The organism is Nakamurella panacisegetis (assembly GCF_900104535.1).
Lineage (GTDB): Bacteria > Actinomycetota > Actinomycetes > Mycobacteriales > Nakamurellaceae > Nakamurella > Nakamurella panacisegetis.
Genome location: NZ_LT629710.1, coordinates 355,510 through 375,984, shown reverse-complemented (window position 1 = coordinate 375,984; position 20,475 = coordinate 355,510). Strand labels below are relative to the sequence as shown.

Below are 20,475 nucleotides of genomic sequence, written 5' to 3'. Positions count from 1 at the left end.
AGCCGGTGCCGTGCGGTGTCGCGTCAGGAGTTGGTGTAGATGCCGAAACCGACGGAGCCGAGCACAGCGACGAACACGACGATCAGCAGCACGGCGGCGATGATTCCCAGGACGAGACCGGCCATCGCCGCTCCTCGATTGGTCGCCTCGCCGCTCTTGACCCGGCCCAGCCCGACGGCACCGAAGATGACGGCGAGGATCCCGAGGATGAACCCGATGAAGTTCCAGCAGAAGACAACGCCGATGATTCCGAGCACCAGAGCAGCGGTGCCCATGCCGTTGCGCGGACCGACCGGATAGCCCGGAACCATCGGCACACCGTAGGTCGGAACGCAGTAGCCCGGAGTGCCGTAGGCCGGGGGGTAGCCCGAGGTCGCCGGTGGGTAAGCGCCGGTCGGGTAGGCGGGCGGGGGGCCGTACCCACCGGGCGCGGGCAGCGCCGGATATCCGCTGGTGTCGGGGGAGCCGGCCAGATGGCCGGGGATCGGGTCCGGTCCGGGGTACCCGCCCTGACCCGGGTACCCGGGCGGGGTTGACGGCGGTTGCGACGCGGGCGGCGGATAGCCGCTGCCCGCCGGATAACCCGATGTCGGATACCCGTGCGGGTCGGAGGGGGGCGGTTGATACGGGTCCGGCGTGGTCATCGAGGTTCCCCAGTTCGTCGTCGGTGCGCAGTGCCGGGTGCAAGCTCTCCGGGCGTCGCCTGGTGCGCGATGTTGGTCGGAGCATAGCTGCTGCAGGGGTCGACGGACCGGGTCGTTGGACCCGTGTGTGCCCTACGCTGACCGGCATCCACGTGACCTCGACGCCGACGCGGGTCGGGCGGCGCGGCGCGGCGAGCGGGAACGCAGGTGACGGTGATGCGGTCGGGTGCTGATCGGGTGCTGGTGGTCGGCGGCGGCCACAACGGTTTGGTCGCTTCCATTCTCGCCGCCCGGACGGGTGCGCGGGTCACCCTGCTCGAGGCGGCGGACCACCTGGGCGGGGCGAGCGTCGGCAGTCGTGTGTTCGCCGGCCACCCGGTCCGGTTGAGTCGCTACTCCTATCTCGTCTCACTGATGCCGCAGCAGCTGATCGACGAACTCGGTATCGACCTGACGCTCCTGTCGCGCGACGTGTCCTCCTACACCCCGTACCGGCGAGACGGAGTGCCCGGCGGCCTGCTGGTCGAACGCAAGCCCGGTCCGGCCACGTCCGCCTCGTTCCGTGCGCTGACCGGATCCGACCGCGAGTTTCAAGCGTGGCAGCAGTTCTACGCTGAGTGCGCGCAGATGGCGAGGGTGCTCGCCCCCGCTCTGTCGGGGCCGATGCGCACCCGCTCGCAGGTCAGGGAGGCCGTCGTCGCGGCGGCCGGCCCCCAGCTCTGGACGGACATCTTCGAGACTCCGCTCGGCGTCGGGATCACCCGCCGTTTCGACGACGACCTGGTCCGCGGGGTGGTGGCCACCGATGGCCTGATCGGCACGCACACCTCCCTGTTCGACGAGTCGTTGCTGGCCAACCGGTGTTTTCTCTACCACCTGATCGGCCGGGGGACCGGCGAGTGGTTGGTGCCCATGGGCGGGATGGGCGCGGTCGCCGAAGCGCTCACCGCCAGGGCGGTGGAGGTCGGGGTCCAGATCGTCACCGGGGCCCGAGTGGTCTCGGCCGGCGAGGACACCGACGGTGTGCGAGCGGCCACCGCCGACGGACGCGACTTCGCGGCCGATGTCCTGCTGGCCGCGGTGGCCCCGATGACTGTTCAGCAATGGCTCGGCCGGCCCGCGGCCCGTCCGGTCGGTGCGCAGCTGAAGATCAACATGTTGCTGGATCGGTTGCCTCGTCTGGCTTCCGGCGTCGACCCGGCGGTCGCCTTCGCCGGTACGACGCATCTCGAGGAAGGGTTCGACCAACTCGAAGCGGCGTACCGGGATTCGGCGGCCGGCCGGATTTCGTCGCCGCTCCCCGGTGAGGTCTATTGCCACTCGCTGACCGACCCGTCGATCCTGAACGGCCACTCCGGAGCCACCCTGACGCTGTTCGGGCTGCACACCCCCGACGCGCTGTTCCGCGAGGACCCGGAGACGGCTAGGGCGCAGGCGGCCGAGGCCGCCTTGGCCGCCCTGCAGCTGCACCTGGCCGAACCGCTCACCGATTGCCTGGCCCGCGACGCGAACGGCCGGCTCTGCCTGGACGTCGCCTCCCCGCTCGACGTCGAGGCCTCGGTGGGCATGCCCGGCGGCAACATCTTCCACGGCGACCTGAGCTGGCCGTGGCTCGACGACGAGGTCGACCCGACGCCCGCCCAGCGGTTCGGGACGCAGGTCCCTGGGTGCACGAAGATCCTGCTGGCCGGGGCCGGGACGGTGCGTGGCGGCGGGGTCTCCGGCTTGGGCGGCGCGGCCGCGGTCGACACCCTGCGCGCGGGTCGACCGACCGGTTGACCCGTTCGACGGCCGGTCAGCGACGGCGCAGTCGCACGATCACGGCGCGGTGGTCGCTGGCGCCCACCCGTACCGTCCGGCTGCCCAGCACGTCGTAGCCGCCGTTGACCAGGACGTGGTCGATCGGTGCGGCCAGCGGCGCCGGGAATGCGGCGGGCCACGTGCCCTCGGCCCCCCGGCCGGCCCGGACCGCGGCGTCGAAAGACGGCTCCAGGTGCCGCATCGGCCCGTGGTCGATGGTGGCGTTGAAGTCACCGGCGACCACCGAGTCGGGGTTCGACCGGCACAGGTCCACCGCGCGTGACACGTAGGTCGCCCACTCCGGGTACCCGACCGCGGCCACCGGGGCCCCGGGATGCACGGCGGCGAAGGTGGGTCCGGAGCCGGACCGGGGCGTCGCGAGGACGGCCCCGAGCAACATCAGCGGGGCCGGAACCTGTTGGTAGGAGCCCAGATTCTCACTGAGCAGCAGACTCGTGGTGTCGAACCGGCGTGGTCCCTCGGTGGTCGAGAACGCCTGGAACGGGTGTCCGGCGGCGGCCAGGCGGTCCGCGATGCGGGCGGCATCGGCGGGCGAGGTCTCCGGTAGCGACACCATGACCGACGAGGTGGCCGGGAGTTCGGCGAGTACCAGTGCGGCCACCTGCTCCGGCGTCGCGGCGCCACCCAGCGTGTTGAGGCTGATGGCCACCAGATCCGCCCGTCCGGGAACCGGCCGGCAGGCCCAGCCACGGCGGGCGACGATGCCGGCCTGCCCGAGGCCGGCTAGAGCCAGGGCCAGGCCGGCGGTCGTCCTGGTCCGGCCGGGGGTGGTCGTTCCGCCCCGCAGGACGGCGAGGCCGGCCGAGGCGAGCAGCAGGCTCAGCGGGCCGCGAAACGAAAGGGCATGCAGTACATACGGTGTCGTCGACAGTCCGAGGCGTTCCGGCCGCACCCCGGCGCCGACCAGGGCGGCCACGGGCAGGATCGTGCGCAGGCCGAGTCGCGGCGACCGGCGGTCGCGGGGCAGTTCGGGGTCGGTCCGCATGCCGTTCAGCATGCCAGGGATGAAACGATGGACTCGGACCGCTGAGCGACGTCCGCCGATGTTCCCAGGCCACCCACGGAGGATCCACATGAGCCAGACCACCCCCAGCGCAACCGATCTGGAACATCTCGCCGCCGCCGTGGCCGCGGCCCGGAAGGGCCGGTCCGAGGGAGGTATCCCGATCGGGGCGGCGTTGGTGGTCGACGGCGAGATCCTGGCCACCGGTTCCAATCAGCGCGTGCAGCTGGGCAGCGCCATTCGTCACGGCGAGACCGACTGCCTGGAGAACGCCGGCCGCCTTCCGGCCCGCGTGTACGCCAAAGCCACCATGGTGACGACATTGTCGCCCTGCGACATGTGTACCGGGGCGATCCTGCTCTACAAGATCCCGCGGGTCATCGTGGGGGAGAACCGCACCTTCCGCGGGGCCGAGGACCTGCTGCGCAGCCGGGGCGTCGAGGTGATCGTGGTCGACGACCCGGCCTGCGTGCAGATGATGACCGACTTCATCGACGAGGAGCCCGAGCTCTGGAACGAGGACATCGGCGTCTGACCGGCTGGTCCCTCAGGCGCTGATGGTCGCCAGCCACAGGTCGGCATAACGGCGGCCGTCGACCTCCAGGGCGACGTCGACCATCGTCGGGCGGGTCTGCTGCGGATCCGCCTTCAGGTCGCCGATCCAGGTGCGGCGGTCGACCACGGTCTGTCCGCGGGCCAGCCCGCGGCTCAGTTCGACCTGCACCGGGAACCGTTCGGTCCGCAGGCCGTCAGGGTCGACCACGGCGCAGACGGTCCCGGCATCGCCGATGGTGGCGGTGTCGGCGTCGAACGTGTCGCAGGCGAATTCGATGAGCGAGCCGGCCAATTGCGCGGCCGGGTCCAGTCGCGACCGCAGGCGGGCCGCCTCGGACCGGGAGATCACCACGTCGTTGAACACGTCGAGCCCGTACATCGTCACCGGGATGTCGAGTTCGCCGGCCGCGGTCAGCGCCACGGCCGCGGCTTCCGGGTCGTGCCAGATGTTGAACTCCGCGGTCGCCGTTGCGTTCCCGACCGACGCGGACCCGCCCATGAACAGGATCCGTTCGATGCCGGCGGCCACCTCGGGATGGGTCCGCAGCAACAACGCGATGTTGGTCAGCGGAGCGCTGGGGACCAGCGTGATCTTCTCGCCCGTCCCGACCGCTGCCATCAGCTCGCGGCGCAGCAGTTCGACCGCGCTCAGCCGGCTCATCCGGCGGTCGGACGGGCGGGAGAATCCGCCCAGGCCGTCCACGCCGTGGACGTGGCTGGCGTCGGCCGGGGGTACCAGCATCGGCCGCGCCGACCCGCGGGCCACCGGGATGTCCGGTGCCCCCGCGGCGTCGAGCACGTACCGCGTGTTGGCCGCCACCTGCTCCACTCCCGTGTTACCGACGACGCAGGTCACCGCGCGCAGGTCGATGCCGGGATGACGGACCGCGAAGAGGAGGGACATGGCATCATCGATGCCGGTGTCCACGTCCATGATCACCGGAATCGGGCTCATCGACCAGCTCCGGCCGACCGGCCGCGGCCCAGTTTCGCTTCCAGTTCGAGGCGCTCCCGGCGAGCCTTCCTGACCCGGCCGTATCGCTGGGAGAGGACGACCAGAACGGGGATGGCGATGACGACCACCACGATCCACCAGGGCCAGGCCGCCTGGAGTGTGATCAGCGTCGCGCTCACGAAGAAGAGCAGCATGCAGCCGATCAACGCGATGTGGGTCGACAACGGGACGTTCGATTTCAACGGATTGCTGTCCGGGCCGGTCAGTTCGGGCGCGGAACCCACAGTCAGCGGTCGGGAGAGGCGGGGCTCGGAGGAGGACACGAGGACAAGCGTGCCACGCCCGGCCCGATTCGCCCCGGTCGCACCGGCGGCCCGCGGGATGAGAAGAGGTGTCGGCTAAGCTACTGGCGAGTAACTTAGCGGTTATCGGCCACCGCCGGACCGGTCCCTCGCGGCCGGGGTGAGAACATGGGCGCCAGATTGTCCGGCGGCGTCCTCGTTGCGGCGGACGAGGAGATCGGTACCACCGCACGCCAACTACCACGAGCAACTACTGAGAGGTTGAGCAGGACCATGGACATTGCAGTTCTGGTCAAGCAGGTGCCTGATACGTATTCCGAGCGCAAGCTGCGCGAGGGCGATTGGGTCCTGGACCGTGATGCGGCCGATGCCGTGATCGACGAGATCGATTCCAAGGGGGTGGAGATCGGTCTGCAGTTGACCGAGGCCCACGGTGGGACGGTGACGGTGGTGACGATGGGTCCGGACCGGGCCACCGAGACCCTGCGCAAGGCGTTGGCCATGGGCGCCCACAAGGCGGTGCACATCAATGACGCGGCGTTGGCCGGGTCGGACGCGTTGCAGACGTCGGCGGCGTTGGCGGCTGCGTTGAAGACGTTGAACGTGGATCTGATCATCACCGGGAACGAGGCGACCGACGGCCGGACGGCGTCGATGCCGGCGATGCTGGCCGAACGGCTGGGGCTGCCCGCGGTGACGTCGGTGGTCTCGATCGCGGTCGAGGGGTCCACCCTGTCCGCGGAGCGGGTGGTGGAGGGCGGGTCGGCGAAGGTGTCGGCGTCGCTGCCGGCGGTGGTGTCGGTGAACGAGAAGATCGGCGAGCCTCGGTACCCGAACTTCAAGGGCATCATGGCCGCCAAATCCAAGCCGGTCACCACGTTGTCCGCGGCCGATCTGGGCCTGGACGCCGGTTCGCTGGGACTGGCCAATGCCTCCACCCAGGTGGTGTCGGGCGCCCCTCGGCCGGCCAAGTCCGCCGGCGAGAAGGTCGTCGACGACGGCACCGGCGGCACCAGGATCGCCGACTACCTCGTCGCGCAGCGACTCGTCTGAGCCGGAAAGGAAGACCACGATCATGAGTGAAGTTCTGGTTCTCGTCGAACACGTCGACAACGCGTTGCGCAAGGTGACCCTGGAGCTGCTGGCGGCCGCGTCCGCGTTGGGGTCCCCGTCCGCGGTGGTGGTCGGTGCCCCGGGTACCGCCGCCGCCCTGGCCGATCAGCTGGCCGCGGCCGGCGCGAGCAAGATCTACGCGGCGGAGTCGGTGGACCCGACCCGGGTCCTGCTCACCGGGCAGGTCGCCGCGCTGGCCGCCGCCGCGGCCGCGGCCGGCGATCCAGCGGCGGTGCTGGTCGCCTCCACCTTCGACGGCCGGGAGATCGCCGGCCGGCTCGCGGTGCGGTTGGACTCCGGTCTGCTGGCCGACGTCGTCGGGGTCGAGCTCGAGGGCGGCGCCGTGGTGGCGACGCAGTCGGTGTTCGGCGGCGCCTACACCACGAGGTACGCGGTGACCCGGGGTGTTCCGGTGATCTCGGTGCGGGCCAACTCCATCGAGGGGGCGGCCCCGGCCGTCACCGCACCCGAGATCGTCCCCCTGGAGACCGAGGCCGGCCCGGCGGTGACCACCGTCGTGCAATGGCTGCCCGAGGAGCAGGGCGATCGCCCCGAACTCGGCGGCGCGAAGGTCGTCGTCTCCGGTGGCCGCGGGGTCGGTTCGGCCGACAACTTCCACGTGGTGGAGGAGCTGGCCGACACGCTGGGCGGCGCCGTCGGCGCGTCCAGGGCGGCGGTGGACTCCGGGTACTACCCACACCAGTTCCAGGTCGGGCAGACCGGCACCACCGTCTCCCCGCAGCTGTACATCGCGTTGGGTATCTCCGGTGCCATCCAGCACCGCGCCGGGATGCAGACCTCGAAGACGATCGTCGCGGTCAACAAGGATCCCGACGCCCCCATCTTCGAGATCGCCGACTACGGCGTCGTCGGTGACCTGTTCACCGTCGCCCCCCAACTCGCCTCGGAGATCAAGGCTCGCAAGGGCTGACGCGAACGGCCGGCACCGGGAGGGGCCCGGAACTGACGCTTCGACGTCCGTTCCGGGCCCTTCCTGCTCGGCTCGGCTGAAATTCACGCAGCGGCCACCAGGTGGACGCTGCGCATTCGGCGGTCCTCCGATTCGGCTGCGCACACTCTGCAGAACGTGACCACCACAGAGTTGCAGACGAAGGCCAACCAGCTGATCGACGCTCCACCTGTCAACGGTTATCACGTCGCGCTGGCCGCTGATGCGGCCGATGTGCTCGCCGCCCAACGACTCCGGTACGACGTCTTCGCCACCGAAGGCGGGGCGGACACTCCGGGGCCGGCCGGCCTGGACGTCGATCCGTTCGACGACCTGTGCGACCACCTGCTCGTCCGGGCCTCCGGCCCCTCGGCCGATCCCGGCGAGGTCGTCGCCACCTACCGGCTGCTTCCGCCGCACGCCAACGATTCCAGTCCCCGCGGACACGGCCTCTACTCCCACACCGAGTTCGACCTCACCGCACTCGAGGGCATCCTCGACCGCACGGTCGAGGCCGGCCGTTCCTGTGTCGCGGCGGAACACCGGACGGCCGCGCCGATCTCGTTGTTGTGGGGCGGCATCGCCCGGTACATGCAACTGACCGGGTACCGCTATCTGATGGGCTGCGCCTCCATTCCGCTCACCGACGGCGGCTCCGCCGCAGCCTCTTTCGCGGATCTGGCCGCCGAGCGGTACGCCGCGCCGCCGGCCCTCCGATGTCGACCGCGCAGGGAGTTCGAGGTCGCCGGAATCGCCCGGCGGCGGACGGACGCGGTGCCCCCGTTGCTGCGCGGCTATCTGCGTCTCGGGGCCGTGGTGTGCGGGCCGCCGGCGTTCGACCCCGATTTCGGAACCGCCGATTTCCTGGTCCTCCTGGACCTGCAGACGGCGAACCGGCGCTATCTGCGGTTCTTTCTCGGCGCCGATGACGTCAACCTGCTCCGGGACGCCCGATGACAGGGTGCGTCCGCCCGGCGTGCGGGGCCGACTGCGTCGACCCACCGATGTCGGAGGTCAGCACCACTCGCTACCTGACGCGCGCCGTGCAGTTGACGGTTGCGCTCACCGTCGGTGCCGTATTCATCGCGGTGTGCTCGAGTGTGCCGGGTCCCGGGCGAGCCGGAAGGGGATCGTGGGCGCAACACAAGGCGTCTCGCTGGGTCCTGCGGGCGGTCGGCGTGCGCCTGTCGGTGCACGGCGCTCCGCGGTCCGGGCCGAGCCTGGTCGTCGGCAATCACGTGTCGTGGCTGGACATCCTGGCCCTGTCGGCGTCGGCCCCGATGCGCATGGTGGCGAAATCCGAAGTCGCTCGATGGCCGCTGATCGGCCGTTCCGCCGCTCGAACCGGCACCCTGTTCCTGGAGCGGAAGCGGCTCCGCGAGCTGCCCCAAGCGGTCGCCGACATGACGGCGGCCTTGAGGTCCGGATCCAGGGTGCAGGTGTTCCCGGAGGCCACGACGCGGTGTGGCGGGGCGCTGGATCGGTTCCACCGCGCGCCGTTCCAGGCCGCGATCAACGCCGGAGTGGTGATCTCGCCGGTCACCGTGCAGTACCTGGACGGTGACGACGCGGGTATCACCTCGGCGGCGTTTGTCGGAGACGAGACCCTCGCGTCCAGCGTGCGGCGGGTGCTCCGGACTCCGCGCACGACGGTGCAGGTGCACTGGCTGCGTCCGATCCCGGCCATCGCCGGAACCGGACGCGATCACGTCGATCGCGCTCGGGTGGCCGCGCTTGCGCAGAACGCGGTGGCCAGGAACCTGGGCCTGCCGGTGCGGCGCCCCGACGGAGTGGCCGCCGTGCCGACGGTTGGCCGCGTGCTCGGCCCGGACGGGGTGCGGGCGCTCGCCGGTTGATCCGCGGTGCTCCGGACTCGGTCCGGCGTGTCCTGAGGTCAGCCGGTGCGGGCGGTCGAATCGGGAACGTCGCCGGTCTCGACCGCTTGCTGACCCGGGCACGTGGTGCCCACTCCGATGCTGACCTGGGCGCTGCGTCGTCCCGTCGTGATCAGAATGGGCAGGCACATCGGACGATCGACGTAGTAGCCGCCGGCGTAGGCCAACCATGTGCCTTCCGGACGCGCCGGATCCTGGCAATCGGTCACCGTGAGTTCGGCGGCGATCGGCGAGACGCCCCAACCGATCCGGGCCCGGTCGGCGAATCCGGGGCCGATGCCGATGGTCAACGAGGCTCCGGCCCTCACCAGCAGACCGGTCTTGGCGAACAGTCTCGTCTGCGTTCCGGCCAGACCGCTCTCCGTCGCCTGCAGGGATCGTGCTCTTGGGCTGGCCGGCAGGGCGACCACGTCGAGAACGATCGTCCATTCCGGCGGCGGATCAGCTGAGTCGATCGACGGTGCGCACGAGAAGTCGGCGCGCGAGGGCGTGATCGACCCGCCGACTGACGGCACGGCCGTCGCCGCCTCGGCCGACACCGTCGGCGCCGTCGACGCCGTCGACGCCGTCGACGCCGGCGACGTCGCGCCGGTCGTGCAGGCTCCCAGCACCGCGGCCAGAACCAGACCACAGGCCGCCGGCCGAGATACGGCAGATCTTGGCATTTTCACCCCATCGCCCGATCTGATTGTGGAGAGCCAGGACGGTGACCGCAACCCGATATCCGGAGACGCAGGTGGTCGTCGACTCGACGAGGCGCGGGGCGGACCCTTTAGCCTTCCGGACATGACCTTGGACGTACGCACCATCACCGAAGACGAGTTGCCGGCGTTCAGCGCGGCCTGGGGGCTCGGGTTCCTGCACCCCACCGAGGACGCTGAGGCCGATGCCAAGGCCCGCCGCGGCGGCACGGTGCTCGATCGGACCTGGGCCGGTTTCGACGGCGACCGGATCGTCGCGACGACCCGTTCGTTCCCGGTCGCGCTGACCGTCCCGGGCGGCGCGGCCGTCGACGTCAGCGCCATCACGTCGGTCAGCACCCTGTCCACCCACCGCCGGCGGGGCCTGGCTACCCGCCTGATGACGGCCGACCTCGGCGCCGCGCGGGCCCGCGGCGAGGTCGCGGCCGTGCTGCACGCCTCGGAGTGGGGGATCTACGGCCGTTTCGGCTTCGGGCCGGCCAGTTCCGAATGCACCCTCGTGGTTGACGCCGCGGCGCAGCTGCGGGAGCCGGTGGCCGGTTCGGCCGAACTCGTCGACCGGGACACCGCCCGGGCCCTGCTGCCGGAGATCTACGCGGGCTACCTGGCGGCGACGTCGGGCGAGATCTCCCGGAACGACTGGGCGTTCGACCTGAGCCTCGGAATCCTCCGGCTACCCAGCCGGGATCGCGTCAAGCCCGGCTTCCACGTGATCGTGCGGGACGTCGAGGGCCGCGCGGTCGGGTTCTGCCGGTACGAGGTCGAGGACCGGTGGGAGCAGAGCCGGGCCCGGCACCTGGTCAGCTCCTCCCTGTTCGTCGCGGTGAACGACACCGGGACGGCCTTGCTCTGGCAGCACCTGCTGAGTCTGGACCTGGTGGCCGAGATCCGGGTCGAGGTGAGGCCCGTCGACGATCCGCTGCCGTACCTGGTGACCGACGGCCGGCAGGTCCGGCGCCACGAGCCGATCGATTCGCTGTGGCTGCGTCTGCTCGACGTTCCGGCCGCGCTGTCGGCCCGGCGGTATCGGACGAGTGGCCGGCTGATGCTGGAGGTGGCCGACCGGCTGGGCTACGGCGCCGGGCGGTTCGTGCTGTCGGTCGCGGACGGAGCGGCCACCTGTGAGCCGACCGATGAACCGGCCGATCTGACCATGGACATCAGCACCCTGTCCTCGCTGTACCTGGGTGGGGTGGGGGCCAAGACCCTCCACCGGGCCGGTCTGATCGAGGTCGGCGACCCGGCACTGGCCGACGTGGCCGACACGATGTTCGGGTGGGGGACCGCGCCCAGTTGCACCACGATGTTCTGACCTCGCCGGGCGGCGCTCCCGTTGGCCCGGAGAGCCGACAGCCACACCCGGTTGGTCCGGGTGTGGCTGTCGGGTGCGGCGGCTGAGGTCAGCCGGTCTTGCCCTGCAGGGCGACCAGGACGCCGGCCAGCGCGAAGTACTTGTTCGAGCCCAGGTCCTTGATGGTCTTGATACCCATCTCGGCCAGGATGCCGTCGTGCCGCTCAGTCAAGCCGGCGAGCGCCGACGGCGGGGCGGCCAGGATCTCGTCGAGGCCCTTGTCCTCGAACGCCTTGTCGAGGCCCTTGGAGAGGTTCACCGAAACTGCCACGATGCACTGCCTTTCGTGTGGTCGATCTTCCGCCGGGCCACCCGATGCGGCCGACACGGGGAGTTAACGCCCTCGCGGATGATCCGGGCAACCGCGACACCGCTGTTCCACCGGTCTTCGGCCCACGATTTGGGGTGATCGCCCGGCCACGGCCTACCCTGGTAGGCGATGACCTACCTCGACCACGCCGCAACCACCCCGGTCCTTCCGGCGGTGGTCGCTGCAATGACCGCGGCCATCGGTCAGTGTGGCAACGCCTCGTCCCTGCACAGCTCCGGCCGGGCCGCTCGTCGCCGGGTCGAGGAGTCCCGCGAGTCGATCGCTCGTGATCTCGGAGCTCGTCCCAGCGAGGTCATCTTCACCTCCGGGGGGACCGAGTCCGACAACCTGGCCGTCGCCGGCATCTATCGGGCGAGGGTCGGTGCCGACCCGGCCCGACGGCGCATCCTGGCCTCTCCGGTGGAACACCACGCCGTCCTGGATGTGCTCGAGTACCTGCAGGCCCACGAGGGAGCCGTCATCGGCTGGCTCGAGGTGGACGACTACGGGCGCGTGCACGCCGACACCCTGGCCGCGGCGATCGCCGAGGATCCGGCTGACGTTGCCCTGGTCACCGTGATGTGGGCCAATAACGAGGTCGGGACGGTCAACCCGATCCGTGAACTGGCCCAGGTGGCGCACGTCCACGGGATTCCGCTGCACACCGATGCCGTCCAGGCGCTCGGACAGGTACCGGTCGACTTCGGGCGCAGCGGGGCCGATGCCATGACGATCACCGGACACAAAGTCGGCGGTCCGACCGGCGTCGGGGTGCTGCTGTTGTCCCGGGACGTCAAGGTGGTGCCGATCCTGCACGGCGGCGGTCAGGAGCGGGGAGTCCGTTCAGGCACCCTCGACGTCGCCGGGATCATCGGTCTGGCCGTGGCCGTGGCCGATGCCCAGGCCCTTCGGCCCGAGCGGGCCGTCATGTTGGGCCAACTGCGCGACCACCTGGTCGAGCGCGTTCGCGAGTTGATACCCGACGTTGTGCTGGCCGGCGATCCGGGTCAGAGCCTGGTCGATTCCGGTCCGTCCCGGTTGCCCGGCAACGCCCATCTGCGGTTCCCGGGCTGTGATGGCGATTCACTGCTGATGTTGCTCGATGCCCGCGGCATCGAGTGTTCCACCGGTTCGGCCTGCACGGCCGGGGTGGCCCGGCCGTCCCACGTGTTGCTGGCGATGGGGATCCCGGAGTCCGAGGCCCGCGGCGCGCTCCGGTTCTCTCTTGGTCACACCTCGACCGCGGCCGACGTGCAGGCGGTCCTGGACGCGATCGGTCCGGTGGTCGAACGGGCCCGGAAAGCCGCGCTGGCCGGCGCCCGGAGGCGGGCATGAAGGAGCCGAAGTTGAGAGTCTTGGCCGCGATGAGCGGCGGCGTCGATTCGGCGGTCGCCGCTGCCCTGGCCGTCGATGCGGGGCACGAGGTGACCGGCGTGCACATGGCGCTGTCCCGGCAGCCCGGGACGCTGCGCACCGGGTCCCGCGGGTGTTGCACCGTGGAGGACGCCTTCGACGCTCGCCGCGTCTGTGACCTGCTCGGGATCCCGTACTACGTCTGGGATTTCAGTGCCGAGTTCGCCGAAGGGGTGGTGGACGACTTCCTGGCCGAGTACGCCGCCGGGCGCACGCCCAACCCGTGTCTGCGCTGCAACGAGAAGATCAAGTTCGCGGCGCTGCTGGACCGGGCGGTCGCGCTCGGCTTCGACGCCGTGGCGACCGGGCATCACGTGAAGCTCATCGACGGGGTCCTCCACCGCAGCGTGGACGAGGCCAAGGATCAGTCGTACGTGCTGGCTGTGTTGACCGCCGATCAGTTGGCGCACACCATGTTCCCGCTCGGCGAGATGACGAAGGAGCAGGTCAGGGCCGAGGCCGCGCGCCGCGGTTTCGCCGTGGCGGCCAAGCCCGACTCGTACGACATCTGCTTCATCCCGGACGGCGACACCCACGGCTACCTGGTCGAGAAGCTCGGCGCCCAGCCCGGTTCGGTGGTCGACGCCGAGACCGGTGAGGTGCTCGGTGAGCACGACGGGTTCTTCGCGTACACCGTGGGGCAGCGCAAGGGCCTCGGACTCGGCCGTCCGGCCGCCGACGGCAAGCCGCGGTACGTACTCGGGATCGAGCCGATCAGCGGCACCGTCAAGGTGGGACCGGTGACCGGCCTTGATGTTTCGGTGATCACCGCCGGCCGGGTGGTGTTCTCCACCGGGGTGGCCCCGGACTTCCCGTTCCGGACGGTCGCCCAGGTACGTGCCCACGGTGGCAACGTGGCCGGATCGGTGGATCTGGTCGACGGCCACCTGCGATTGACGCTGGACGAGACCATCCGCGGTATTGCTCCCGGGCAGACCGTGGTGTTGTACGACGAGGGCAACGACTATGTCATCGGCGCCGGAACCATCACCAAGGCAGGATGAGTCCACGTGCTCTGCTCGGCATTCCGATCCCTTTCTGAGTTGGACGGTTCACCCACCGCGGTCATCGGCCGTCATCGGTCGGCCCGACGTCGCCGGCGCCAGCCGTGAACGACCAGCGGGATCGGGGCGGGATCGAGATCGCGACCGGGTCTGACATCGAGACCATCGTTCCGTTGCGCGTCAAGCGGTCCTGGCACGATGGGGTGGCCACCGGAATCGGTTCGCTGCCCGGGGATTCGCCGGACGAGGCGGCCCGGATGATCGCCGGTGAGCTGCCCGATCTGCCGTATCTGGCCGAGTTGCCCGATCGGGGCGTCGGCGCCGACATGGTCGGGCGGACGGTGGGCCTGTTGGTCGACGTCTTCGCCGAGGTGGTGCCGTCGGGGTGGCGGGTCATGCGCCGCCCGGGGCGGGATGTCCGCCGGGCCAAGGACTTTCTTGAGTGGGACCTGGACGCCGCGACCGAGCAGTACGCCGGTGCCGACTGGGTCAAGGTGCAGGTCTGTGGTCCCTGGACCCTGGCCGCCCAGGTCGAGGTGGGATCGGGGAACCGCGCTCTGATCGACGACGGAGCGGTGGACGACCTGGCCGCGTCGTTGACGCAGGGTCTGCTCGATCACCTCTCCGAGCTCGGTCGGCGGCTGCCCGGCACGTCGTTCGTCGTGCAGATCGACGAGCCGTCGGTGCCGGCCGTCATTTCCGGAATGCTGTCCACGCCAAGCGGTTTCGGAACCGTCCGGGCGGTGGATCGGCAACGGGTCGGGCAGGTACTGCAGCGGGTGACCGACGCCCTCGGCGAGGTGCCGACGGTTGTCCACTGCTGCCACGAGTCGGCGCCCCACCGGCTGCTGAGGGCGGCCGGTTTCGACGCGCTGTCGGTCGATTTCACCGACGTCGGTACCAGTGCGGCTCGGCTGGACCCGATCGGCGAGCTGGTCGAGGGCGGCACCGTCTTCCTGGCCGGCCTGGTTCCCGGTGTCCGGCCCACCGGCCGCGCGCCCGATCTGAGGAGCTGGGCTGCCCCGGTGCTCGGCACCTTCGACCGGCTGGGCTTCCCCCGCGAGACCCTCTCGCAGCGCGTGGTGCCGACTCCGACCTGTGGGCTGGCCGGCGCCGATCACGACTGGGCCCTCGACGCCATGAAGACCGTTCGTCAACTCGCCCAAGCCTTCCAGGACCCGCCCGAAGGCTGGTGACCCCGTATCCGGCGTGGATCAACTTCTCAGGCCTGGATCAAGTTGTTGACTTCTGTCCCGCGCGTCCCAAATCGGCGAAGTTGATCCATGCCGGATACGGGCGGTCAGATGAGGTGCAGATGGCCGGTCAGATGTTGCCCATGATGCGGTCCACGGCCATCAGCAGCACCACGCGGGTCGGGTTGATACGCGGCTGCCGGTATCGCCGGGCATACAGCTCCACGGCCAGTGCGACGTCGTCCGGATCACGCGACACCGAGATCGGGCCCTCCAGGGTGAGCCAGAACCGGCCGTCGATCTGGTTCAGTGCGGCCCGGGCGCCGACGCGAGAGGCGTTGCGCACCTTGATCGATCCGTCGTTGGTGATCACGCGGGCGATGCCGTCCAGATAGGTGAAGCCAACCGGCACCACGTGCGGGGTCCCGGTGACGCGCAAAGTGATCAGAGAGGCCAGATGCCGCTCGGTCAGGAAGACCCGAGCGGCATCCGGTAGATCAAGCGGATCGAATTTCACTGCTCCAGCCTGACACAACTTCGGCTCAGGCCCCGACGGTCAGACCGTTGCGCGGAGCGGTGCCAGAGCCGCGCTGACCTTGACCAGCTCGTCCAGCATGACGTTCGCCGCGCCGGTGTTGGCGTCATTGGGGACGAACTCTCCGTCGACGATCTGCGGGAAGACCACCGGCAGGGCAACGGCTTCCGGGATCGGGATCATCCGCAGCACGGGCACCACCTGGCGGATGTCGTGGGCCGCACGCAATCCGCCCGACATGCCGCCGTAGGTGACCAGGCCGACGGGCTTGTAGGCCCACTCGGCCGACAGGAAATCCAGCGCGTTCTTCAACGGTGCCGTCATCGAGAAGTTGTACTCGGGAGAGACGAAGATGAACGCGTCGGCCGAATCGACGGCCTCGGACCAGGCGATCGTCTTCGGGTGCACGTACTGGCGCAGTCGGGGGTGGTTCGGCTCGTTCATGAAGGGCAGGTCGATCTCGGCCAGATCGAGGACCTCGACCCGGTCGAAGCCGCCGTGGGTCCGCGCCACCTGGGCGATCCAGGTCCCAATGGGCAGGCCGATGCGACCCGGGCGGGTGGACGCGATGATGATCTTCAACGTGGACAAGGGATGGCCTCCGTGGTTCGGCGTGCGACGCGTCGGCAACGCAGCGCATCATGACGTGTCAACTATCGCGCTCGAGGCGATGTTCCGGCGGCCGGAGTGAGCACGCTCACGTCGACCTCCGGCTGGTACGGAACTTCGCCGGATCGCTGCCGCGAGGTCGGGCCGGTGGGCTGAGCCGGTGAGGTGGCGATGGAACGGCGACGCCGTCACACCGGTTTGCCACCGTCACACCGGTTAGCCACCGTCACACCGGTTTGCCACCGTCACACCGGTTAGCCACCGTCACACCCGTTCCCGCCCCGGAGCGGGGTGTGGCTCGGGTGGACGGATGTAGCTGGGGTGAACGGGGGTCACGGAAGCGGTGGACTTTGTGCGTCGAGCCGCGCGCGGCCCCGCGCCGCCCCCCGGAGCACCGTCTGCGCACTGCCTCGCGATCAGCCACTCCTGCGTCGAACCTGCGTCGAACCGCTCGCTGTCGGGGTTCCTGGCTAGGCTCTCAGCATGAGCACGACGACCACTCCTGACGAATCCGCGCAGGTCGCACTCCCGGCTCCCAGCCTCGACGTGCCCACGGAGGCCGCCCAACGGCACGCCGAACTGTCGCAGGAGGTCACCGATGCCCAGTTCCGCTACTACGTGCTGGATGCGCCCACGATGTCGGACGCCCAGTTCGACGAGTTGTTCCGTGAGCTGCAGGCGCTCGAGGAGCGATACCCGGTCCTCCTGACGCCGGACTCACCGACCCAGCGGGTCGGCGGGTCGGGGTTCTCCACCGGGTTCGCTCCGGTCGAACACGCCGAGCGTTTGCTCAGTCTGGACAACGTGTTCTCGGCCCAGGACATGGTCGACTGGCTGGACAAGGCGAAGCGTGATGCCGGCGGCGAGGTGAGCTGGCTGACCGAGCTGAAGATCGACGGCCTGGCCATCAATCTGACCTACGAGAACGGTCGTTTGATCCGGGCCGCCACCCGCGGAGACGGGCGAGTCGGCGAGGACGTCACGCCGAACGTCAAGACGATCAAGACGATCCCGCACCGGCTGGCTGACGACGGTGGGCACGACGTGCCGGAGTTCGTCGAGATCCGTGGCGAGGTCTTCTTCCCGCTGGCCGGATTCGCCGACCTGAACGCCCAGCTCGTCGCGGCCGGAAAGGCCCCGTTCGCCAATCCGCGCAACTCCGCCGCCGGCTCGTTGCGACAGAAGGACCCCCGGATCACCGCTTCACGCCCCTTGACCATGCTGTGCCACGGCATCGGGGCGCGCCGCGGGTTCGACATCGAACGTCAGAGCCAGGCCTACGAACGGCTCCGGGCCTGGGGGCTTCCGGTGTCCGATCACAACCTGGTGCTGCACACCACCGACGAGGTGCTGGCCCGGATCACCTACTGGCACGAGCACCGCCACGACGTCAGTCACGACATCGACGGTCTGGTCGTCAAGGTGGACGAGTTGGCCCTGCAGCGCCGACTGGGGGTGACCTCGCGGGCTCCGCGATGGGCGATCGCCTACAAGTACCCGCCCGAAGAGGCGACCACCCTTCTGCTGGACATCGTGGTCAATGTCGGCCGGACCGGGCGGGTCACGCCGTTCGCGGTGATGGAGCCGGTGCTGGTGGCCGGGTCCACGGTCAGCCAGGCGACCCTGCACAACGCCCAGGAGGTGGTCCGCAAGGGCGTCCTGATCGGTGACACCGTCGTTCTGCGCAAGGCCGGCGACGTCATCCCGGAGATCCTGGGGCCGGTGGTGGAACTGCGTGAGGGGCGACAACTGCGCGCCTTCGAGATGCCGACGCACTGCCCGGAATGCGGGACCGAGCTGCGTCCGATGAAGGAGGGCGACATCGACATCCGTTGCCCCAACTCGCGAACGTGCCCGGCCCAGCTCCGGGAGCGGGTGTTCCACCTGGCCGGCCGAGGTGCGTTCGACATCGAGGGCATGGGGTACGAGGCGGCGACCGGCCTGCTTGCGGCCGGGGCGATCACCGACGAGGGAGACATCTTCGGCCTCACCGAGGAGACCCTCAAGACGGTGCCGATCTTCCTGCGGGCCAAGGACGGCGAGCTCACGGAGATGGGTCGCAAGCTGCTGCTCAACCTCCAGGCGCGCAAGGACCAGCCGCTGTGGCGGGTGTTGGTCGCGCTGTCGATCCGGCACGTCGGGCCGACCGCGGCGCGGGCGCTGGCCGGCCATTTCGGCTCCATGGACGCGATCCGCGCGGTCGCGACCGACGAGCGGCAGGAGGAACTGGCCGCGGTCGACGGGGTCGGGCCGACCATTGCCGCCGCGTTGACCGAATGGTTCAAGGTCGACTGGCATCTGGAGATCCTCCGGAAATGGGAGGAAGCCGGCGTCCGGATGGCCGACGAGGCCACCGACCGGCCCGAGCAGACGCTGGCCGGCCTTTCGATCGTCGTCACCGGGTCGCTGGTCGACTTCAATCGGGACGAGGCCAAAGCCGCACTCCTGGAGCGTGGCGCCAAGGCGGCCGGTTCGGTGTCGGGCAAGACCTCGTTCGTCGTCGTCGGCGACAGCCCCGGCTCAAAGTACGACAAGGCGGTGTCCCTCAAGGTGCCGATCCTGGACGAGGCGGGCTTCAAGGTGTTGCTGATCGACGGCCCGGACGCGGCGCGTGCCGTCGCGCAGATCGGCGAAGCGGCCGCGGACGTGGGGAAGGAGTCCTGACCGCCCGCGGGATCTTGATCGCCGGGACGTCGTCGGATGCCGGAAAGTCCTTGGTGACCACCGGAATCTGCCGCTTCCTGGCCCGTCAGGGGTTGAAGGTGGCGCCCTTCAAGTCGCAGAACATGTCGAACAACTCGATGGTCTGCGCCGACGGTTCGGAGATCGGGCGGGCCCAGTACCTGCAGGCCCAGGCGGCCCGAGCGGAACCGGAGTCGGCCCTGAATCCGGTGCTGCTCAAGCCGGGGTCGGACCGCCGGTCACACATCGTCCTGCGGGGAAAACCCGACGGCGTCCTGGACGCGGGCGAGTTCGCCAGCGGACGGCAGCACCTGGCCGCCGCCGCGTTCGCCGCCTACGAGGAGCTGGCGCAGAAGTACGACGTCATCGTCAGCGAGGGCGCCGGTTCGCCGGCCGAGATCAACCTGCGGGCGGGCGACTACGTCAATCTGGGACTGGCCCGCCGATTCGACCTACCGGTCATCGTGGTCGGCGACATCGACCGCGGCGGAGTCTTCGCGTCGCTGTTCGGCACCGTCGGGCTGCTCGACCCGGCGGACCGCGCCCTGATCAAAGCCTTTGTCATCAACAAGTTCCGGGGTGACCAATCCCTGCTCAAGCCGGGGTTGGACGAGCTCACGAAACGTACCGGCGTCCCGTTCCTGGGCGTGCTGCCCTGGCTGTCCGATGTCTGGCTCGACGGCGAGGACACGTTGCTGGTCGGTCGATGGGGTGGTCAGGTGAGGGCCACCGAGGGCCGTCAGCTCACGGTCGCGGCGGTGCGGTTCCCCCGGCTGTCCAACGCCACCGACCTCGACGCCCTGGCCGGAGAGCCGGGGGTCGCGGTCATGATGACCACCGACCCGGGAGTCCTGCGCTCGGCCGACGTCATCGTGCTGCCCGGCTCCCGGGCCACCGTGTCGGACCTGGAGTGGTTGCACGGCAACGGCTTGGCGTCGGAGGTGGTGGCAGCTGCCGCGGCCGGGAAGACGGTCGTCGGGATCTGCGGCGGCTATCAGATGCTGGCCCGCACGATTCACGACGAGGTGGAGTCCCGGGCCGGCGCGGTCGAGGGGCTCGCTCTGCTGCCGGCCGACGTCCGGTTCGAAACCGGCAAGCGACTCGGGCTGGTCGACGGCAGCTGGCAGGGGCACCCGGTCCGCGGGTACGAGATTCATCACGGAGTGGCCACGGTCGATTCGTCGGCCGAGTCGTTCCTGGACGGCTGCCGGCAGGGGAGTGTCTGGGGTACCACCTGGCACGGCACCTTCGAGAACGACGGCTTCCGGCGGGCCTTCCTCGCCGGTGCCGCCGACCGCGCCGGGGTGCCGTTCGACCCGGCCCCGCCGGCCGGAACCCTGGGGTTCGGCGACCGCCGGGAACTCATGATCGAGCGCCTGGCCGACGCGGTGGCCCAGCATCTGGACACCGACGCCCTCCTGGGGATCATCGGTCGCTGAG

General features: G+C 70.0%; 20 protein-coding genes. 12 read left to right on the top strand and 8 right to left on the bottom strand.

Going from position 1 to position 20,475, the window contains the following annotated elements:
• Nucleotides 1-23 precede the first annotated feature (23 nt).
• Nucleotides 24-644 (bottom strand): DUF4190 domain-containing protein, encoded by a 621-nt coding sequence (locus BLS97_RS01695; RefSeq protein ID WP_090474255.1) that lies wholly within the window; start codon nt 642-644, stop codon nt 24-26.
• Between the two features lie 216 nt (nt 645-860).
• On the opposite strand from BLS97_RS01695, the gene BLS97_RS01690 reads away from it, so the two are divergent.
• A complete protein-coding gene (locus tag BLS97_RS01690) occupies nt 861-2,423 on the top strand; it encodes a phytoene desaturase family protein (RefSeq protein WP_090481056.1) in 1,563 nt (520 codons plus the stop codon).
• Between the two features lie 16 nt (nt 2,424-2,439).
• Here the strand turns inward: BLS97_RS01690 and BLS97_RS01685 are convergent, their stop codons facing one another.
• Nucleotides 2,440-3,450, bottom strand: coding sequence for an endonuclease/exonuclease/phosphatase family protein (locus tag BLS97_RS01685; protein WP_157695113.1), 1,011 nt, complete (start codon nt 3,448-3,450; stop codon nt 2,440-2,442).
• 88 nt (nt 3,451-3,538) lie between these two features.
• Here BLS97_RS01685 and BLS97_RS01680 point away from each other — a divergent pair, with 88 nt between their 5' ends.
• Nucleotides 3,539-4,003, top strand: a complete 465-nt coding sequence (locus tag BLS97_RS01680) for a nucleoside deaminase (RefSeq protein WP_090474253.1) — start codon at nt 3,539-3,541, stop codon at nt 4,001-4,003.
• Nucleotides 4,004-4,015: 12 nt separating this feature from the next.
• Here BLS97_RS01680 and BLS97_RS01675 read toward each other — a convergent pair whose 3' ends face one another.
• Nucleotides 4,016-4,978 carry a nucleoside hydrolase gene (locus BLS97_RS01675; protein ID WP_090474252.1) on the bottom strand — a complete coding sequence of 321 codons (963 nt, stop codon included), beginning with the start codon at nt 4,976-4,978 and terminating at the stop codon, nt 4,016-4,018.
• A complete protein-coding gene (locus BLS97_RS01670; protein ID WP_157695112.1) occupies nt 4,975-5,301 on the bottom strand; it encodes a hypothetical protein in 327 nt (108 codons plus the stop codon). Before BLS97_RS01670 ends, BLS97_RS01675 begins: the two co-directional genes overlap by 4 nt.
• Before the next feature lie 252 nt (nt 5,302-5,553).
• On the opposite strand from BLS97_RS01670, the gene BLS97_RS01665 reads away from it, so the two are divergent.
• The 4 genes from BLS97_RS01665 (at nt 5,554) to BLS97_RS01650 (ending at nt 9,198) form a co-directional block, all read left to right on the top strand.
• Nucleotides 5,554-6,333: an electron transfer flavoprotein subunit beta/FixA family protein gene (locus tag BLS97_RS01665; protein ID WP_090474250.1), complete on the top strand. Its 780-nt coding sequence runs from the start codon at nt 5,554-5,556 to the stop codon at nt 6,331-6,333.
• A gap of 22 nt (nt 6,334-6,355) precedes the next feature.
• Nucleotides 6,356-7,324: an FAD-binding protein gene (locus tag BLS97_RS01660; RefSeq protein ID WP_090474249.1), complete on the top strand. Its 969-nt coding sequence runs from the start codon at nt 6,356-6,358 to the stop codon at nt 7,322-7,324.
• Nucleotides 7,325-7,480: 156 nt separating this feature from the next.
• Nucleotides 7,481-8,299 (top strand): GNAT family N-acetyltransferase, encoded by an 819-nt coding sequence (locus BLS97_RS01655; protein WP_197676355.1) that lies wholly within the window; start codon nt 7,481-7,483, stop codon nt 8,297-8,299.
• A 47-nt stretch (nt 8,300-8,346) separates the two neighbouring features.
• Nucleotides 8,347-9,198, top strand: a complete 852-nt coding sequence (locus BLS97_RS01650; protein WP_157695111.1) for a lysophospholipid acyltransferase family protein — start codon at nt 8,347-8,349, stop codon at nt 9,196-9,198.
• 38 nt (nt 9,199-9,236) lie between these two features.
• Here the strand turns inward: BLS97_RS01650 and BLS97_RS22570 are convergent, their stop codons facing one another.
• Nucleotides 9,237-9,902, bottom strand: a complete 666-nt coding sequence (locus BLS97_RS22570) for a hypothetical protein (protein ID WP_157695110.1) — start codon at nt 9,900-9,902, stop codon at nt 9,237-9,239.
• A gap of 121 nt (nt 9,903-10,023) precedes the next feature.
• Between BLS97_RS22570 and BLS97_RS01640 the strand changes: the two genes are divergently transcribed.
• Nucleotides 10,024-11,250 carry a GNAT family N-acetyltransferase gene (locus tag BLS97_RS01640; protein WP_157695109.1) on the top strand — a complete coding sequence of 409 codons (1,227 nt, stop codon included), beginning with the start codon at nt 10,024-10,026 and terminating at the stop codon, nt 11,248-11,250.
• Between the two features lie 88 nt (nt 11,251-11,338).
• Here the strand turns inward: BLS97_RS01640 and BLS97_RS01635 are convergent, their stop codons facing one another.
• Nucleotides 11,339-11,560, bottom strand: coding sequence for a hypothetical protein (locus BLS97_RS01635; protein WP_090474245.1), 222 nt, complete (start codon nt 11,558-11,560; stop codon nt 11,339-11,341).
• A 168-nt stretch (nt 11,561-11,728) separates the two neighbouring features.
• Here BLS97_RS01635 and BLS97_RS01630 point away from each other — a divergent pair, with 168 nt between their 5' ends.
• The 3 genes from BLS97_RS01630 to BLS97_RS01620 all read left to right on the top strand — a co-directional run bounded on the left by BLS97_RS01630 (nt 11,729) and on the right by BLS97_RS01620 (nt 15,212).
• On the top strand, nt 11,729-12,934 hold the full coding sequence (locus tag BLS97_RS01630; protein WP_090474244.1) for a cysteine desulfurase family protein: 1,206 nt from the start codon (nt 11,729-11,731) through the stop codon (nt 12,932-12,934).
• A gap of 11 nt (nt 12,935-12,945) precedes the next feature.
• Entirely contained in the window at nt 12,946-14,016 is a 1,071-nt protein-coding gene (mnmA, locus tag BLS97_RS01625; RefSeq protein ID WP_090481050.1) for a tRNA 2-thiouridine(34) synthase MnmA, read from the top strand.
• 104 nt (nt 14,017-14,120) lie between these two features.
• Nucleotides 14,121-15,212, top strand: a complete 1,092-nt coding sequence (locus BLS97_RS01620; protein WP_231988301.1) for a uroporphyrinogen decarboxylase/cobalamine-independent methonine synthase family protein — start codon at nt 14,121-14,123, stop codon at nt 15,210-15,212.
• A 127-nt stretch (nt 15,213-15,339) separates the two neighbouring features.
• Here the strand turns inward: BLS97_RS01620 and BLS97_RS01615 are convergent, their stop codons facing one another.
• On the bottom strand, nt 15,340-15,726 hold the full coding sequence (locus tag BLS97_RS01615; protein WP_197676354.1) for a pyridoxamine 5'-phosphate oxidase family protein: 387 nt from the start codon (nt 15,724-15,726) through the stop codon (nt 15,340-15,342).
• A 39-nt stretch (nt 15,727-15,765) separates the two neighbouring features.
• On the bottom strand, nt 15,766-16,335 hold the full coding sequence (locus BLS97_RS01610) for an NADPH-dependent FMN reductase (protein WP_090474242.1): 570 nt from the start codon (nt 16,333-16,335) through the stop codon (nt 15,766-15,768).
• A gap of 501 nt (nt 16,336-16,836) precedes the next feature.
• Between BLS97_RS01610 and ligA the strand changes: the two genes are divergently transcribed.
• Together ligA and BLS97_RS01600 are read left to right on the top strand one after the other, a co-directional pair.
• Nucleotides 16,837-19,017 carry an NAD-dependent DNA ligase LigA gene (gene ligA / locus BLS97_RS01605; protein ID WP_090474241.1) on the top strand — a complete coding sequence of 727 codons (2,181 nt, stop codon included), beginning with the start codon at nt 16,837-16,839 and terminating at the stop codon, nt 19,015-19,017.
• Nucleotides 19,014-20,474, top strand: a complete 1,461-nt coding sequence (locus BLS97_RS01600; protein WP_090481044.1) for a cobyric acid synthase — start codon at nt 19,014-19,016, stop codon at nt 20,472-20,474. The genes ligA and BLS97_RS01600 overlap by 4 nt, the downstream gene beginning before the upstream one ends.
• Nucleotide 20,475 lies beyond the last annotated feature (1 nt).